The sequence below is a fragment of the Ochrobactrum sp. 19YEA23 genome, assembly GCF_029909865.1.
In the GTDB taxonomy this organism is placed as follows: domain Bacteria; phylum Pseudomonadota; class Alphaproteobacteria; order Rhizobiales; family Rhizobiaceae; genus Brucella; species Brucella gambitense.
Genome location: NZ_JASAMQ010000002.1, coordinates 486,551 through 503,284 on the forward strand (window position 1 = coordinate 486,551; position 16,734 = coordinate 503,284).

Consider the following 16,734-nt stretch of genomic DNA (forward strand, 5'->3'; position numbering starts at 1 on the left):
GCAGTGGTCGTATCGATATGTCGCGCCTCGCCGCTGCGGGAAGTCGTTAAGTGCCGTCAGGCGGGGGCAGGTTCCGGTACAATCGTTTTCACGATGGAGGCGTCGAGGGCTTCGTAAGCTGTCAGACCGATTGTATTATAGAGTTCTGCACGCGTTTGCATGTCTCCAAGCACAGACTTTGTCGATTCTTCCACCTTGAGCGTACCGTAGAGCCGTTCTTGCGCTTTGTTGGCGATGCGCAGCGAGGAAACGGGCCAGATAATCATCCGATATCCCATTTCTTCGAATTCGGATGCCGTAAAGAATGGCGTTTTTCCGAATTCGGTCATATTTGCCAGAAGAGGCACGCCGGGCATTCGGCGGGCAAACTCGCGAAACATATCGGCATTGGTCAGGGCTTCCGGGAAGATGGCATCCGCACCCGCTTCCAAATAGAGCTTGGCGCGCGCCACAGCGCCGTCGATACCTTCGCTTGCTGCGGCATCGGTGCGCGCGATCAGGTACAGATGGCGACGCGCTTTGGCGGCAGCGGCCACTTTTGCAGCCATAACATGCGCGTCTGCGAGTTTTTTATCGTTGAGATGGCCGCATTTCTTTGGAAGCAGCTGGTCCTCAATGTGGACAGCTCCGGCACCCGCGTCCTCGAATGTACGCACCATATGCATCACGTTGAGCGCTTCGCCGTAACCGGTGTCTCCATCGACAAGCAAAGGCAGGCCGCTTGCTCGTGCGATCTGGCGGATGAAGAAGGAAACCTCGTCCACCGTAATCATGCCGAGGTCCGGTATTCCCATCGAAGCGGTCATGGCCGCGCCGGACAGATAAAGCCCGCTAAAGCCTGCGGCTTTGGCCTGCAGAGCCGCCATACCGTTGTGCGCGCCCGGCAGTTGTAAAATGGTTCGCTGATCCAGCAGTTTTCTGAACCGCACGCCAGCGGGCTCTGATGCCAGGTCAGAAGCAACAAGATAGGTCATGATATTTCCTTAAGCAGCATGGGGTTGAGCAATAAGCGAACCGCGATGCTCGATGGGAATAAAGGCTTTGTTCTCAGGGCCAACGTAGTTTGCCGAGGGCCGGATAATCTTGTTGTCGACACGCTGTTCGATGACATGGGCGGCCCAGCCTGAGGTTCGCGCGATGACGAACAGTGGGGTGAACATGGCCGTTGGAACACCAAGCAAATGGTACGAGACAGCACTGAACCAATCGAGATTGGCGAACATGTTTTTGGTGTCCGCCATGGTCGTTTCGATGCGGTTGGCGATGTCGTACATGCGCGTCGAGCCTGCCTCGTTTGAAAGGCTCAGAGCAATCTTCTTGATGACTTCATTGCGTGGATCGGCAACCGTATAGACAGGATGACCGAAACCGATAATGACTTCCTTGGCTTCCACCCGACGACGAATATCCGCTTCCGCCTCATCGGCATGGCTGTATCGCTTCTGGATTTCAAAGGCCACTTCATTCGCCCCACCATGTTTTGGTCCGCGCAAGGCGCCGATAGCGCCAGCGATAGCCGAGTACATATCCGAACCTGTTCCGGCGATAGAGCGTGCCGTGAAGGTCGAGGCGTTGAATTCATGTTCCGCATATAAGATCAGCGAGACATGCATGGCCTGCACATACGAGTCCGTTGGCGATACCCCATGGAGGAGGTGCAGAAAATGCCCGCCAATCGAGTCATCATCCGTCTCGACATCGACGCGCCGACCGTTGTGCGCAAAATGATGCCAGTACAGCAACATTGAACCGAGCGACGCCAGAAGGCGGTCCGCAATATCGCGTGCGCCGGAATGATTGTGGTCCGATGCTTCTGGCAGAACGCAACCAAGCGCTGAAACGCCTGATCGCAGAACATCCATCGGATGAGTGGCTGCGGGCAATAGTTCAAGCGTGCGTTTTACGACATCAGGCAATCCACGAAGGGATTTGAGCTTTGCCTTGTAAGCGAGAAGTTCTGTGCGGGTGGGCAGATCACCATGGATGAGGAGATAAGCGATCTCTTCAAATTCGCAGGTTTCGGCCATGTCGAGAATGTCATAGCCTCGATAATGCAGATCATTGCCTGTCCGCCCGACTGTGCAAAGTGCCGTGTTTCCGGCCACAACGCCGGAAAGAGCCACAGACTTCTTGGGTTTTGGTGTAGTCATGTTCCATTCCTCCCGTAATGTTCACACTTTCCAGTCGAAGATTCCGCTCGCGGCGGGAACGCCCAGCCGATCAGGCACAACGCTGAAATTCAGGCCGTCAAGTTCATCGGGCTTCAGCGAGGTCAGCCGTTCGACGGCTGCGATGAAACGCTCCTGCTCGGAAACATCGACTATTCCGTCTGCCAGGGTCCGGAACTTGTTAATGTAGTCAGGACGTTTGAAGGGGCGCGCGCCCAACGGGTGGGCATCGGCAATCGCCAGCTCGTCCTCGATGATCGATCCGTCTTTCAAGGTTATGACGACCCGGCCACCGAAAGCCTTCTCCGCAGGGTCTGCGCTGTGATAGCGCTTTGTCCATGTGGGGTCTTCCACCGTCGCAATCTTGTGCCACAGGGCTACGGTTTCAGGTCGCTGTGCACGCTCAGGCGCATAGGATCGCTCATGGTGCCAGCCGCCATCTTCAAGCGCCACAGCAAAGATGTACATGATTGAGTGGTCAAGCGTTTCGCGGCTGGCCATCGGGTCCATTTTCTGCGGATCGTTAGCGCCAGTTCCGATCACATAATGTGTGTGATGGCTGGTATGGATGACGATGCTATCCACATTTGAAAGTTGGCCAATTTTCGGTCCCATACGCCGCGCAAGGTCAATCAGGGCCTGACTTTGATATTCCGCCGAATGCTCCTTGGTGTAGGTGTCCAGGATGGCGCGTTTGGGCTGACCTTTCCCCGGTAGCGGAACAGCATATTGCGCCTGAGGGCCGCTTAGCAGCCAGGCGATAAACCCGTCTTCGCCTTCCCATGCAGGTGACGGCGCGCCTTCTCCGCGCATAACGCGGTCGACCGCTTCGATGGCCATTTTCCCCGCGAATGCGGGTGCAAACGCCTTCCAGCTGGAAATCTCGCCTTTGCGTGATTGCCTTGTTGTCGTGGTCACATGCAGCGCTTGTTGAACCGCCTGATAGATTGTCTCGACGGGTAATCCAAGCGCTGTTCCAATGCCAGCGGCGGCCGATGGACCAAGATGGGCGATATGGTCGATCTTGTGCTCATGCAGGCATATGCCTTTGACGAGGTTGACTTGAATTTCATATCCGGTTGCAATGCCGCGAGCCAGATCGTTGCCGGAGAGACCGCAATGTTGTGCCACCGCCAGAATAGCTGGGATATTGTCGCCGGGATGTGAATAATCTGCTGCCAGAAACGTATCGTGAAAGTCAAGTTCGCGAACCGCGACGCCATTGGCCCACGCAGCCCATTCTGGCGAAACGCGCTTGTCACCTGAAAGCCCGAATACTGTCGCGCCTGGCGCGTAGGGATGAGCGATGGCCTGCGCGCGGGCGCTTGCAACCGGGCGTCGCGCCAAGGATGCCGCAGCAACAGACGCATTGTCGATAATGCGATTGCCGATCATCTCGACGACATCGTCGTCAAGTGGCACGTTATCGGCGGCAACCGATGCGATTTTCCATGCGAGCTGGTCTTCTCGGTCCAGATGTTCGGCTGATTTGTAGGTGCGGACGGTATGAGTATTCACGAATGCATCTCCTCAAGTGCACATCGCGCCAGTTCGAGATTGGCGCTTGCGAATTTCGCAATAATTCGCAATATCCACTTATCGGTAACTCGGTAAATGACTGAAATTGTGTAGTTTTGTGAAGCGAAATCGGTGAATTTGCAAAGTTTGCAAAGTCATCAATTGTTGGTTGGAGGAGCTGATGAAAAAACCGTTTGTGGGCGCGCGGCTGAAAAGACTGCGCGAGGAACGTCAGCTGACCCAGCAGGCGCTGGCAAATGCACTTGGGATTTCTCTCAGCTACTTCAACCAGATCGAAAACAACCAGCGTCCGATCACGGTTCAGGTTGTGTTGCGCATGAACGCAGCGTTTGGTGTTGATGTTCAGTTCTTTTCTGAAGACGATGACGAACGCCTGATCGGTGAGCTGAAGCAGGTATTTTCAAACCCGCTGCTGGGCGAGACGGTTAGCAACAGTGAGATCAGGGAGATCGCCAGCAATATGCCTGCCGTGGGACGCTCGGTCCTCCAGCTATACAAGCAAATGCGAAAATCCATCGAGCAGTCCGAGACGCTGGCGATGCGTTTGGGTGATCCACGGCAATTGTCGTTAGAGCAGCTTCCTTCAATGCCATATGAGGAAGTCCGCGATTATTTCTATGAAAGAAGCAATCACTTTGCGAAACTCGACCGGTGTGCGGAGAAAGTTGCCGAAGAACTTGGCATGAAGATCGGTCGTTTCGATCAAGCCCTTGCGGAGCGCCTCAAAAGCCGACACGCAATCTCTGTTGAATATGGTCATTCTTTTGATCAGGAAAACGCTCTTAGGCGTTTTGATCCAATCGCGCGAACCCTGACATTATCCAACGCGCTTTCCCCCGGGCAGGGCGCGTTCCAGATGGCCACGCAATTGTGCTTTCTGGAACAAGCGGATCTGCTCGACAGCCTTACAGGCAACGCGACATTCTCCAGTCACGAAACCGTTGCTCTCGCCCGTGTCGGTCTTGCAAATTATTTCGCGGGAGCAGTCATTCTGCCCTATGGATCATTCCTGCAATCGGCGGAACAGCTGCGCTATGATATTGATTTGCTGGGACAGCAGTTTGGCGTGGGTTTTGAAACCATTTGCCACCGACTGAGCACCTTGCAGCGACCCGGTGCAAATGGAGTGCCGTTCTTTTTCGTGCGCGTCGACAGAGCTGGTAATATTTCCAAACGTCAGTCTGCAACAGATTTCCACTTTTCCAGAATAGGCGGAACCTGTCCCCTCTGGACGGTCTACGATGCCTTCTCTTCGCCGGAGCGGATATGCACGCAGATTGCTGAAATGCCGGATGGTCGGGCTTATCTGTGGGTTGCCAGAACCGTTACACATCATCATGGCGGTTACGGCGCGCCGGATAAGACTTTTGCCATTGGATTGGGATGCGACCTCAGGGATGCAGAACGGGTAGTCTACTCCAAGGGGCTGGCCATCGGTGATCAGAGCGCGAGAGCGATGATCGGCGCGGGATGCAAACTTTGCGAGCGCAAGGAATGCACCCAGCGTGCTTTCCCTCCGATAAGCCATGAAATGCAAATCAAAGATAATGTGGCAGCAATTTCACCTTATGCAGCCAACTGACAAGAAGGGAATCTGCAACCCTATTCAGTTAATCAACGGCCTCCCAGCCTCCTGAACGCGGGACGAGTGTTTTCCTTGACCTGCCACATTGGTTCGATATCAATTAAACACATACACGTTCATGCGGATTCTAAAAAATCGGGTCTGAATTGACAGCGGAGTGACGGACAAGTTGATTAGACGATGAAGATCGCCTTCTATTCTCCATTAAAGTCTCCTTATCATCCGGTCCCTTCCGGAGACCGGCTTATGGCGAGACTGTTGATTGCAGCATTGGGGCGTAGCGGCCATGAGGTGGAAGTCGTATCAGAATTCCGCAGCTTCCTGAAAACTCCCTCGACCGAAGCATTTGCTACACTCGAAGTGCAGGCTGAACGAGAGATTGAACGGATTTCAGCACATTGGCGACGCGATACCGTTCCGGATTTGTGGCTGACATATCATCCCTATTACAAGGCTCCCGATCTCCTCGGACCGATGCTATCAACGTTGTTCGACATACCCTATGTGACAGCAGAAGCATCCTATTCCGCGAGGCGCAACACGGGCCTCTGGACGGAGATACAGCAAAACTTGTTGAAAGCTGTTGGACAGGCCGCCGTCAACATTTGCCTGACCGAGCGTGACCGAAGGGGGCTGCTAGAGGTGGCCCCTGGCGCTCCCGTCGCGATGCTTACGCCTTTTATCGATTGCGGGAGTGTTGCCGAGGTAGTGCCCTATACCGAGCATGATCGGCTGATAGCGGTGGCGATGATGCGCAGCGGCGACAAAATGGACAGCTACCGAATGCTGGCGGGATCGTTAGCGCAGCTCAATGATATTCCGTGGACACTCTCCATTGTGGGAGATGGTGTCTGTCGCACGGAAGTGGAAACACTGTTTGCCGGCTTCTCCCCGGGTCGAATCCAGTGGCATGGGGAAATGGAGCCGTCTCAAATCGTAGGTCTGTTTGCACAAAGCGCTCTCTATGTCTGGCCCGGATGTGGCGAAGCCTACGGACTTGCCTATTTGGAAGCACAGGCCGCCGGATTACCGGTTGTTGCCCAGGCCATTGCCGGCGTACCGGAGGTCGTGGTCGACGGGCGTACCGGCATTCTCACATCACCGGGCGATATAGGGGCATTTGCTCGAGCGATAGGCTCGATGCTGGCGGATACCCAAACCCGCGACCGCATGTCTTCTGCGGCTCGGCAGTTTGTGCAAGACGAGCGGTCGTTGGAAGTGGCGTCCCAACGTCTTGATGAAATTCTCAAACATCACGTGGGAACCAAATAATGGGGACTGACATCTGGGAACCGCTGAAGAGCGAACTGGACCGATGGTATAAGGCTGGAAAAGTCGCCGACTTCTGGCTGCGTGATGACGATGCCGTTTCGCCGACACTGGCGCTGGCACAATTGCGTGATCTGAGCGTACGGCATTCTGTTCCCGTGACGCTGGCGGTTATCCCCGAACATACCGGGCATTCGCTCGCGGAGTACCTGAACGACTGGTCGCTGGCGACGGTAGCCGTCCACGGTTGGTCGCACACCAACTTTGCCAGCGAACATGAGAAGAAGCAGGAGCTAGGCGAACATAGACCAATCGCAGTGATTACAGCGGAACTGAAGGCTGGTTTGAACCGTCTCGCGGCCCTTCATGATGGCCGCTTCGTTCCCGTTCTCGTGCCGCCATGGAACCGCATTGCACCTTCTCTGGTGGGGACGCTTGCCGGTCTTGGGTTTCAGGCTCTTTCGGTTTTCGGACCAGAGAAGATCGGTCCGTTGCCGATGATCAACACCCATGTCGATCTGATGGACTGGCATGGGACGCGGGGGGCTCGCGACCATGCGGCGCTGGTTGAAGATATCATCCATCGACTGCAGGTTATGTTTGCTGGCGGCGGCAGCATGGGGTTCCTGACCCATCATCTGGTGCATGACGAATCCGCGTGGCGATTTCTCGACACACTCTTTAATCAGACAGCATCTCATCCAGCGTGTCGCTGGACAGCGCTACCGGATCTGCTCATTCAGACTAGTGGTTCAGACGTCGAACACCTGTCCTTCCCGGGCTGAAAAGGCGCCAGCAAACTGGCTCGCGGCTTGGCGATCGATTGCTTCGATTTCTGCGTCTGTGCGTAGCGGCGAATGATGGATGAAGGCAACATTCTTCGCACGGGCTGCCTTGGCAAGCCGGATAGCGTGCTGCCACGATGAGTGACCATAGCCGACATGCTTGGGCATTTCATCGTCGGTATAGGTGGTGTCGTAGAGAAAGAGGTCCACATCTTCGATCAGGTCCAGCACCGCTGGGTCAAGGATGCCAGGTTCATGCTCGGTATCGGTGATCAGCGCTATGGAACGTCCACCCCATTGCACGCGATAGCCAATTGCGCCGCCGGGATGATTGAGACTTCCGGTCATAATCTCAACACCCGGATAGGGTTTCAGAACCTCGCCAGATTTAAAGTCCCTGCAGATCATTCGTGCGGGACAGACATTTATTTCAATGGGAAACCACGGGGGATGGATAAACTCTGCGACAATTTCGCTCGTGCTCATCTTTCCGTACATATGCCCCGACCAGAGTTCCACCGTCGAGCGGGCATCAAAGAGTGGCGCAAAATAGGGCAGACCTATAATGTGATCGTAGTGGCAGTGTGAGAAGAACAGTTTGAAGTCGGAAATACCTTCGGCGAGCAACGATCTGCCTGCGGGCAGCAGGCCTGAACCCGCATCGAACAATAATCTGTGCTCACCGCATTGCATCTCTATGCAGACAGTATTGCCGCCATACTGCCGGAAATCCGGTCCTGATACCGGCAAACTGCCCCGCACTCCCCAAAAACGCACCCGAAACACTGTGTCGCTCTCTCTTTCTGCCGTCGCGCAATCCCGAAGGCCGCCGCTACATGAGACTGCTGGCTCTTCGGCAAGAAAATCAACGTTTGTCCGACCGTTTCCGGTTTTGTCGCAATCATGGCATGTTAGCCAGACGGTGAAGCATATGCGAGCACCGAATCTAGCCTGCTACTAAATATGTAGCACTCTTGTCAGTCGTATGAAGCGCGAGATGTTGAAAAGGAAATCTCCCAGGGATGACATCTGAATTCCCGCCCATTGCCGTGATTGCTGACGCGCATTTCCATGACATTTTCGGTGACTATGGCACTGCCGGGGTCACTGTGAACAACCGGGCCATGGCATTGCGTCCATTTGCCAACACGGTGCGTTCGACGCGTGTGTTCAACGAGAGCTTTGCCGCATTGCGATACGCGCTGGAGGATATAGCTGGGCAAGGAATCCGCCACGTTGTCCTTCTGGGTGACTACTCGGATGACGGTCAGACGGCGACCATGACAGGCTTGCGGGCCCTTCTGAACGATTATACCAGACGCCATGGAATGCAGTTCTATGCGGTGCCCGGCAATCACGACATTTTTGGTCCCGGCGGGAGGCATCGATCGAAACGTTTTCTGAATGCTCGCGGCGGCCACGATCTGGTAACCAGCAATCCGGCGCGCGAGGCTTCGCCAGACGACGATGCCTTGATCGTCAATGAAAATCTACGTTGCGCAGGCTATCCGCTCGGCCTTCAGTCGCCAGGTGATGTCGGCTTTTTCCGAAAGCCGCAATATCTGCATTGGGAAACCCCTTTCGGAGTTGCAGATCATCCATCTGCTAGACAATTCGAAATTCGCTCGCCTGACGGACTGACGGTGCGCACGCTCATGGATGGGTCCTATCTTGTTGAGCCTTTTGAAGATCTATGGATGCTGATGATCGACGCCAACGTGTTCGTGCCGGTGACGGGACACACCGGCGATGCGGAGGAGGCTATCACGGACAGCACCGATGCCGGTTGGAACGCTATGCTGATCCACAAGCGTTTCATTCTGGATTGGATACAGTCGGTCACGGACCGTGCGCGGAAACTTGGCAAAACAGTCGTCGCATTTTCTCATTATCCGGCGCTTGATCCACTGGATGGCACGCGGAATGACGAACTTTCAGTTCTCGGGCAAACAAGCCTCTTGGGACGCATCCCGGAAGTGGATGTCGGTGACGCCTTGATTGATGCTGGTGTTCGCGTGCATTTCAGCGGTCATCTTCATATCAACGATACCGCTTGCTATCGCAATTCCAATGGCTTTCTGTTCAATGTGTCCGTGCCCTCGCTGGTCGCTTTTCCCGGCGCTTACAAGATTTTGCACATCCAGCCCAATTCGCTGGATATCGAGACGGTCAGCATCGGTGATATGACGCTCGACGCTGATATCCTCTCTCTATATGCAGACGAAGCGGAGAGGAACAAGATCAATCCCGGCAATCTGCTTAACGCTGCCAATTATGGGGAATTCCTGTCGAGCCACCTCGCGCATCTCATCGGCCGGCGTTTTTTGCGCCGGGAATGGCCGCAGGACCTTGCAGAAGCAATGAAAAATCTTGGACTTCTGGATTTGGCCGCCATCGCGCTGGTCGAACCTCCTGTCAGTTGCGGCGCGCTTCCCGATCTTAAGGCGGTACTTGCGGATGGAGAGATCCAGCGCCGGCTAACTATATCTGCCGTTGAATACGGACTTGATATGGATTTTCTGTCGCGAACTGAGGCAATGACGTTTCTCCGTGACTGGTATCGTGTGCGGATGGGCAGCGATCTGGGGCTTGATGCGATATCTGGGCCACACCTTGCAGCCTATAAATGGGTGTCGGACCTCTATGCCCGTCGTATAGAGGTAATGGAAACGGGATCAATGCAAGAAGCCTTTGGCAAAATTTTTCAGATGTTCGACCGCTTCATGTCCGGTTTGCCGTCACGAAACTTTGCTATTGATCTGACAACCGGCAAGATACATCCCAGCTAACCAGCGCATTTCTGTTTGAAGATCGGCCATAGGAATTGACCAGCAATAAATGTCTGGCCTACAACTTACCCATGATGGACACATTCGACGCAAACGCGACTACCATTGACTGGCATGAAAGCGCATTCGACATTCTGCGTGGTACTGCCGCCTACACATCAAGCCCGCTGATCAAGGGTTTGTCGCGGGTCGTTGCCCGCCACCCCGAAGCTGATCTTGGAAATGCCTTCAACCACAAACAAGTGGCTTGCAAACTATGGGCGCGGCAATCGCTGTTTGAAACTCTCGGCGGAAAATTCAGCCGTGTGGTTATACTTGGCGGCTGGTACGGCATTTTGGCCGCGATGTTTTTCGATGATCCGCGCTTTGAGATCGAGGCGATCGACAGTTTTGATATTGATCCTGATGTTGGCGCTGTCGCGGAAACCCTGAACAGCGCGTGGAATGATCGGTTCCGGGCATTGACCGCCGATATGTATGATCTTGCCTATCCGGACCTTGGAGCCGATCTGGTGATCAACACCAGCTGCGAGCATATTGCTGATCTGCCTGCCTGGCTATCGCTTTTGCCCAAAGGAACCCGCGTTCTTCTGCAGTCGAATGATTATTTCAGCGAGCCGACCCATGTGAACTGCGTCGCTTCGCTGGATGCGTTCATAGCTCAAGCGTCGTTGGAAACGATTGCGTTTGCCGGCGCACTGCCCATGAAGAAATATACCAGATTTATGCTGATCGGTACCGTCTAGCGTACTGTCAGAAGATCATGCAGGATTTCTGCAGTGCGATGCGCGCCATCGAGATCAAGATTGTGAGCGGGCAAACGAGGTGTGGCAAGCGCCTTGCCTATGGCGTCGGTCATGCTATCCGCCGATAGCTCGTCTTCAGTCAGAACCGATGCGAGGCCGAGCTTTTCCAAATGGCGTGCGCGTGCAGTCTGCTCGGTTTCTCCACCCGCTGTGAACGGGATGAGCAAGGAACTGCAGCCCGCACGAAGGATATCGCACACGGTGTTGTATCCGGCCTGAGAGACTGACAGGCGAGCACCCAATAACAGGCTTGGAAAGTCCTGCCGGAAGCGGAAGATACGAACATTGTCCGGGGCCCCCGCTGAGATGTCGTCGAAAACTGTCTGCTGCAGATTAGGGCCAGTCACAATGCACCAGGAAAGGTCGGGCGACTGGCGCTTTGCGGCCTCCAGAGCTGCACGGATGAGCAAGGCGCCCACGGCACCGCCACCCGCCGAGACGACGATATCAAAAGTCTCCGAAGGCGATGAGGGCGGTGGCGCGGCGACAAGGCCGGTATAGATAACCTTGTCGGCAATATCTGAATGCAGCGGAAAACTATCCTCCAGACGTGCAAACTGCGGATCGCCGTGAACCAGCACGCGATCGAAATAGCGCTGCACCAGCGCAACACTTTCCTCATCGCGACCGGGCTTGGCGCGCTCCTGCAGGATGTCGCGCAACGAGGTCAGCACGAGTGGTTTCGGCGTCATTCCGCTGATCTCATCCAGCAGAGGGATAAGTTCGAAGCGAACCTGCCGACGTCCAAAAGGAAATGCCTCGATGATGACGATATCGGGCCTGATATCCCGAAATGTTACAAGCAGCATCTCACGGCGGGCCGCCTTGAACTCATCGGTCAGCGGGTTACCGAAGGCATCGGCAAGACCTGAAAACCCAGCATCACCCGAAGCAATCGCCGGTAGTGCCACATGGTTTACTTCAGGTCCCGGAAATCCCGGAACAGGCATGCCGCCGGTGACCATGGTGACGTCGAAACCATCTTGCGTCAGTGCGCGGGCGATACGACTGGCGCGCGCGAGATGGCCGATGCCGAGCAGATGCTGAACATAGAACAAAACGCGCGGTCTTGCCGTCGATTGCCTCATTTGTTTGGCTGCCATTCGGTTTCGAACAAGGATTTTAATTGACGGATGCTATTGTGGAAGTTGAATTCCGTTCGCACCCGCTTTTCGGCGGCACGCCCCAGACGATGGCGGAAATTCGCATCGCGGATCGCTGTTTCCATGGCGCTAGCCAATGCTTGGGGATCTTCAGGCGCAACAAGCAGGCCATTCTCCCCGTCCACCAGTAGTTCGGGCACGCCGGATATGTTGGTGGAGACCGAGATCAACCCCTGACTTGACGCTTCCACCAACACATTCGGCAGACCATCCCTGTCACCATCCGTCGTGATCCGGCAGGCAAGTACGAAAATATCGGCGGCTTGATAGCCAGCGAGGACGTCCTTCTGGTCAAGCGCGCCCTTCCATTGGATTTTGTCTGCAATCACCAGCTCGCTTGCGAGCGCTTTCAGGCTGGCGATCTTGTCTCCATCGCCGATATGCTCGAACCGCCAGTGAAGGTCGTCGGGCAGCAGGCTGAGCGCTTTCAGCACAATGTCATAACCCTTCTTCTCAACGGCGCGACCGACACTCAGGATTCTTACAGGATCGTCGGCTTCACTCCCGTCGCGCAGCGAGCGACTCCCCTCGAAAGGCCCAAACCGGGCAAGATCGAGGCCGTGGTAGCTCAGATGCACATTGGACTTGGGGCCTCCTAGCTGACGCAGATGGTTGAAGCCCGACTGCGTGCAAGTCACCGTCCACCGTGTGCTGGTAAGTTTACCTTGCAACTCCCAATCCGGCGAAGTCCAGATGTCCTTGGCATGAGCGGAGCATGTCCATCCAATGCCGGTGATCTGGCTGGCATAGGCTGCGACGGATGCAGGGGTGTGGATAAAATGCGCGTGAATCCATTCTGCTCCATCCGGCCATTCCGCGGCAAGAACTGCGGCCTGTCCGAAGCGCCTGATACGATTGCGCGTCGGGTCCTTCCGAAAGTCCTTGAGCGCTGTCGTCAAACCGCGCCAGAAACCCGGGCGCGGCATACAGGCGATCAGTGCCGACAGAACACGGCGGGGTTCATCACGGAGATATTCCGGTAGGTAGTGTACTGGTGCACGAATTTCGTCGTGCACTGGATGGGTCTTCTTATCTGTTGGTCGACGCAGAGCCACGAGGACCAGTTCGAAGCCCGACTGTTCCAACCCAAGCAATTCCTGGGCGATAAATGTTTCAGACAGGCGCGGATATCCCTTTAACACCACGACCGTTTTTCGACGATATGACACGCGATTATCCCTTGACGAGTGACAGGTGGTTCGGTTGACGTCGATCCATTAGGTCCCCGACAATTTGAGAAATATGCGGCAAGCCTTCCAGTCTGAAACCCTTGAGTGCACTCTTGGAAGGTGCAGGTCTGCTGGGCAGGGCTTTGAGCGCGCCAGCCATGCGAACCGGGTCCTCGGATTCGCTGGGAAGCAGCATGTCGATCAGTCCAAGCTCTGCGGCGCGTCTGGCGCGAATTAACTGTTCTTCGCGCGGAAGGACGCGCGGAACAATCAGCGCTGGCTTGTCGAAGGACAGGATCTCGCAATAGGTATTGTATCCGCCCATCGCAACGACGGCCTTGGCGCCCGCCACCAGCTCTTCCATCCTGTTATCGAATTCGATGACCTCGATATGAGGGATCGCCCTGCTCTTGCTTATCATCTTGCGGCGCTTCTTCGCGGGCATATACGGTCCGAGAACGACGAGTGACTTGTGCTGGAGTGTGTGATCGTGCTGGTAGGCCCGTATGACGTCGTTGACGAGATCGGCGCCGTCACCGCCTCCACCCGTGGTAACGAGAATGTAGTCGCCCTTTGGACGATGGTCCGGGAGTTCATGGGTGGAGACGCTACGCTGCAGGAAACCGACGAAACTCATTTTATCGCGGACGCTCTTGGGCACGTCGAGCCCAACCAGCGGATCGTAGAAATCCGGCGGACCATAGACCCACACCGCGTCATAAAGCTTGTCAATCTTGTCCATCACATTCTTGCGCTTCCACTCGGCATCGAGCAAATGCGGGGCGTCCATGACTTCACGCAGGCCGAGGATCAGCATCGCTCCACGGGTCTTGAGATAGGTGAGGGTTTCCTCGACTTCGCCTTTCATGCCCATCGGTTCTTTGTCGACGATGAAAATGTCGGGCTGGAACGTTTCGGCCGTGTGGCGGATGATCGATTGGCGCATTTTCAGTGTGTCATGAAGATCGGTGTGCCGCTCCATTGACTCATATTCACCATTGCGCAGCTTGATCACGCTTGGGATTTTGACGAAATCGACACGCGCGCGATAGTCGAAAGCACCGGCGATCGTGGCGCCGGATATGATCATGATATTCAGACCGCGATAGTCCTCGACCAGCGAATGGGCAATCGTCCGGCAGCGTCGCAAATGGCCGAGCCCGAACGTGTCGTGGCTATACATCAGGATACGGACGTCCTCCAGGCGGCGTGTCATGATGCGAACCTCGCGGCAATGTGGTGACGCAACCCGTGATATGGGAAATTTTTCAACATATGAGCATCCACCTCAACTATACGGATCAGCAACGTCGCGGAGACCGTCACCAAGAAAATTGAAGGCCAGAACCACCAGAATGACCGGAATGATGGGGAACAATAGCCATGGGTAGAAGACGATGACGCTTACACTTCGGGCTTCGGTTAGAAGGATGCCCCAGCTTGTTATGGGTGGCCGTAATCCAAGCCCGAGAAAGCTCAGCGCGGTTTCACCGAGGATCATGCCCGGAATAGACATGGTTGCAGTTGCGATCAGGTGTGACATGAAACCGGGAATGAGATGTCGTCCTATGATGCGGCGACTATTTGCACCCATCAACTGGGCCGCGAGCACATAGTCCTCTTCACGAAGTGAAAGCAGCTTGGAACGCACGGCGCGCGCCAACCCCGTCCAGTCGAGCAGTCCGAGGATGGCGGTGATCCCGAGGTAAATCAGCATGGGGCTCCATGTAATCGGCATAATAGCGGCGAGGGCCATCCACAGGGGTATACTTGGAATAGACTGAAGTACTTCGATGATTCGTTGGACAATTAGGTCGAAAACTCCACCATGGTAACCGGCAAGGCCGCCGATAACAATTCCCAGAGTGAAGCTGATAACGATGCCGATTACGCCGATTGTAAGCGAAATGCGAGCGCCATAGAGAATGCGCGACAGCACGTCGCGCCCGAGGCGATCAGTGCCAAGCAGAAACAGCTGCCCGCCCTTCGCGGGGCAGACAAGGTGGAAATCCGTCGCGACCACGCCCCAGAATTTGTATGGGTCGCCCGAGCAGAAAAACCGTAAGGGCTCAACCTGATCTTTTTGGTCCACATAGACCCGCCGCAGCGTATCCATATCGAGCGTCATCTTGCGGCCGTAGACGAACGGTCCGATGAAATCGCCGTTGTGAAAAAGGCGAACGGCTTGCGGGGGGCTATAGATGAAGTCGACGTTGCGTGTGTGGAGATTGTAAGGCGCCAGAAATTCGACGAATGCGATCATCAGATAGAGCGCGGCGAGGAAAATCGCAGAGGCAAGAGCCAGCTTGTGCTTTTTGAACTTCCACCACATCAGCTGCATCTGCGATGCCCGATAGAGGCGGTTCTGCTCCTCGGTCATGACATCAACCGAATGCGGATCGAACGGCTTCGTCGAGACAAAGTGAGGAAGGGGTGCGCCGGGTTCGGGAAGCGGTGATGTCATTTTGTGCTTCCGCCTTGCAGTCTGATGCGCGGATCGAGAAAGGCGAGCGCGATATCGGAGATCAACACGCCAATCACCGTCAATGTTGCTAGAAACATCAGGAACGAACCCGCGAGATACATGTCCTGGCTTTGCAATGCCTTGATGAGCATAGGTCCCGTCGTCTCCAGCGAAAGGACGATTGCTGTGATTTCAGCACCGGAAATGATCGCGGGCAGGATCGAGCCGATATCCGAGATGAAAAAGTTAAGCGCCATACGCAGGGGGTATTTCACCAAGGCACGGAAAGGGTGCATACCCTTGGCGCGTGCCGTCACCACATATTGTTTCTGCAATTCGTCCAGAAGATTGGCGCGCAGACGCCGGATCATGCCCGCAGTGCCAGCGGTGCCGACGATCAGCACCGGGATCCAGAGATGGGAGAGGATCGAGGATGCCTTGGCCCAGCTCATTGGTTCGGCAAGGTATTTCTGGTCCATGAGATGCCCAATTGACGTCCCGAACCAGATATTGGCGAAATACATCAGGATGAGCGCGAACATGAAGTTCGGGATCGCAATGCCAAGCAGGCCGATGAGTGTCAGCCCGTAATCCGCCCAGCTATATTGATGCGTTGCCGAATAAATACCGATGGGGAAGGCGATCAGCCAGGTGAAGATGATCGTGAAGAACGACACCATCACTGTCAGCCACAATCTGTCGCCGACCACATCACTGACAGGAAGCTGATATTCGAATGAATAGCCGAAATCACCTTGCAGCATGCCGGCGACCCAGTGGAAATAGCGAAGCACTGGCGGCTTATCGAAGCCATACTGGACACGCAGCTCTTCGATTTCCTGCATGTCGACCGCTTCACCCTGGGCACGAAGTTCGGACACGTAGCTTTCAAAGTAGTCGCCGGGCGGCAATTCGATGATGGTGAAGACCAGAGCTGAAATGATTACCAGTGTGGGGATCATCGCTGCGATGCGCCAAAGGATGTATCGCAGCATGG

Annotated in this window: 14 protein-coding genes; 5 read left to right on the top strand and 9 right to left on the bottom strand. The window is 55.2% G+C overall.

Going from position 1 to position 16,734, the window contains the following annotated elements:
* Nucleotides 1-56: 56 nt before the first annotated feature.
* From prpB to QBD01_RS08865, 3 genes are read right to left on the bottom strand one after another with little or no spacing between them, the layout of a single operon-like run.
* Entirely contained in the window at nucleotides 57-974 is a 918-nt protein-coding gene (gene prpB, locus QBD01_RS08855) for a methylisocitrate lyase (protein ID WP_280992479.1), read from the bottom strand.
* Between the two features lie 9 nt (nucleotides 975-983).
* Nucleotides 984-2,150, bottom strand: a complete 1,167-nt coding sequence (gene prpC, locus QBD01_RS08860) for a 2-methylcitrate synthase (RefSeq protein ID WP_182523153.1) — start codon at nucleotides 2,148-2,150, stop codon at nucleotides 984-986.
* Nucleotides 2,151-2,171: 21 nt separating this feature from the next.
* Nucleotides 2,172-3,686 (bottom strand): MmgE/PrpD family protein, encoded by a 1,515-nt coding sequence (locus QBD01_RS08865; protein WP_280992480.1) that lies wholly within the window; start codon nucleotides 3,684-3,686, stop codon nucleotides 2,172-2,174.
* A gap of 181 nt (nucleotides 3,687-3,867) precedes the next feature.
* On the opposite strand from QBD01_RS08865, the gene QBD01_RS08870 reads away from it, so the two are divergent.
* The 3 genes from QBD01_RS08870 to QBD01_RS08880 all read left to right on the top strand — a co-directional run bounded on the left by QBD01_RS08870 (nucleotide 3,868) and on the right by QBD01_RS08880 (nucleotide 7,346).
* Nucleotides 3,868-5,289: a short-chain fatty acyl-CoA regulator family protein gene (locus QBD01_RS08870; RefSeq protein WP_280992481.1), complete on the top strand. Its 1,422-nt coding sequence runs from the start codon at nucleotides 3,868-3,870 to the stop codon at nucleotides 5,287-5,289.
* A gap of 183 nt (nucleotides 5,290-5,472) precedes the next feature.
* A complete protein-coding gene (locus QBD01_RS08875) occupies nucleotides 5,473-6,564 on the top strand; it encodes a glycosyltransferase family 4 protein (RefSeq protein ID WP_280992482.1) in 1,092 nt (363 codons plus the stop codon).
* A complete protein-coding gene (locus QBD01_RS08880; protein ID WP_280992483.1) occupies nucleotides 6,564-7,346 on the top strand; it encodes a polysaccharide deacetylase family protein in 783 nt (260 codons plus the stop codon). Before QBD01_RS08875 ends, QBD01_RS08880 begins: the two co-directional genes overlap by 1 nt.
* Here QBD01_RS08880 and QBD01_RS08885 read toward each other — a convergent pair.
* The gene (locus tag QBD01_RS08885; RefSeq protein ID WP_210277422.1) at nucleotides 7,314-8,096 is read right to left on the bottom strand and encodes an MBL fold metallo-hydrolase; all 783 of its coding nucleotides are present in this window, start codon (nucleotides 8,094-8,096) and stop codon (nucleotides 7,314-7,316) included. The two genes, QBD01_RS08880 and QBD01_RS08885, sit on opposite strands and share 33 nt — an antisense overlap.
* A gap of 272 nt (nucleotides 8,097-8,368) precedes the next feature.
* On the opposite strand from QBD01_RS08885, the gene QBD01_RS08890 reads away from it, so the two are divergent.
* On the top strand, nucleotides 8,369-10,135 hold the full coding sequence (locus tag QBD01_RS08890; RefSeq protein ID WP_182523094.1) for a metallophosphoesterase: 1,767 nt from the start codon (nucleotides 8,369-8,371) through the stop codon (nucleotides 10,133-10,135).
* Between the two features lie 71 nt (nucleotides 10,136-10,206).
* Nucleotides 10,207-10,881 (top strand): class I SAM-dependent methyltransferase, encoded by a 675-nt coding sequence (locus tag QBD01_RS08895; protein ID WP_280992484.1) that lies wholly within the window; start codon nucleotides 10,207-10,209, stop codon nucleotides 10,879-10,881.
* Here the strand turns inward: QBD01_RS08895 and QBD01_RS08900 are convergent.
* From QBD01_RS08900 to QBD01_RS08920, 5 genes are all read right to left on the bottom strand, one after another.
* Entirely contained in the window at nucleotides 10,878-12,029 is a 1,152-nt protein-coding gene (locus QBD01_RS08900; RefSeq protein WP_392391352.1) for a glycosyltransferase family protein, read from the bottom strand. The two genes, QBD01_RS08895 and QBD01_RS08900, sit on opposite strands and share 4 nt — an antisense overlap.
* Entirely contained in the window at nucleotides 12,026-13,273 is a 1,248-nt protein-coding gene (locus QBD01_RS08905; RefSeq protein ID WP_182523095.1) for a glycosyltransferase family 4 protein, read from the bottom strand. Before QBD01_RS08905 ends, QBD01_RS08900 begins: the two co-directional genes overlap by 4 nt.
* 4 nt (nucleotides 13,274-13,277) lie before the next feature.
* A complete protein-coding gene (locus QBD01_RS08910; RefSeq protein ID WP_280992486.1) occupies nucleotides 13,278-14,489 on the bottom strand; it encodes a glycosyltransferase family protein in 1,212 nt (403 codons plus the stop codon).
* Nucleotides 14,490-14,561: 72 nt separating this feature from the next.
* Nucleotides 14,562-15,737 carry an ABC transporter permease gene (locus QBD01_RS08915; RefSeq protein ID WP_182523097.1) on the bottom strand — a complete coding sequence of 392 codons (1,176 nt, stop codon included), beginning with the start codon at nucleotides 15,735-15,737 and terminating at the stop codon, nucleotides 14,562-14,564.
* Nucleotides 15,734-16,732, bottom strand: coding sequence for an ABC transporter permease (locus QBD01_RS08920; protein WP_182523098.1), 999 nt, complete (start codon nucleotides 16,730-16,732; stop codon nucleotides 15,734-15,736). Before QBD01_RS08920 ends, QBD01_RS08915 begins: the two co-directional genes overlap by 4 nt.
* Nucleotides 16,733-16,734 lie beyond the last annotated feature (2 nt).